General features: G+C 65.5%; 1 protein-coding gene. It reads left to right on the top strand.

Going from position 1 to position 693, the window contains the following annotated elements:
• Positions 1 to 36 precede the first annotated feature (36 nt).
• A partial coding sequence (locus JKG68_RS32785; RefSeq protein WP_202066651.1) for a transposase occupies positions 37 to 693 on the top strand: 657 nt, incomplete at its 3' end.

Below are 693 nucleotides of genomic sequence, written 5' to 3'. Positions count from 1 at the left end.
TCCCTGATCGGGCATTCTCAGCAGGAGGACCGGGGCATGATGGGCGAGCGTCTCGTGATGCAGGAGAGCCTGTTTTATGAGTTCCGGCTCGAGGATCACGTCCCGTCCGATCACCTGCTTCGGCGCATCGACCGCTTTGTCGACTGCTCTGGGTTGCGCCAGCGTCTGGCCGGCTACTACAGTGCCACCGGCCGACCCTCTGTCGATCCCGAGCTGATGATCCGCATGCTGCTGATCGGCTATTGCCTCGGCATCCGCTCCGAGCGGCGCCTGTGTGAGGAGGTGCACCTCAACCTGGCCTACCGCTGGTTCTGCCGTCTCGGGCTGGAAGGCAAGGTGCCCCACCACTCCACCTTCTCCAAGAACCGGCACGGGCGCTTTCGCGAGTCTGACCTGTTCCGTCACCTGTTCGAAGCGGTAGTGCAGCGCTGCCTGGATGAGGGGCTGGTAGGTGGCGGAGGCTTTGCGGTCGAGGCCAGCCTGATCCAGGCCGATGCCAACAAACAGCGCTCTCTTGCAGGGGCTGACTGGAGGGCCCAGGACCACACCGAGGCAGCGCCGCGGGCTGTGCGGGAGTATCTCGCCACGCTCGACGAAGCCGCCTGGGGTGCGGCGACCGATGTTGAGCCAAAGTTCGTCTCACCCTCTGATCCCGCGGCTCAGTGGACCGGTGCGCTGCGCGGGCCCGCCTTC

Source organism: Microvirga aerilata (genome assembly GCF_016743775.1).
Lineage (GTDB): Bacteria > Pseudomonadota > Alphaproteobacteria > Rhizobiales > Beijerinckiaceae > Microvirga > Microvirga aerilata.
The sequence above is the reverse complement of the archived record's forward strand: the minus strand, read 5'-3'. Positions and strand labels throughout refer to the sequence as shown.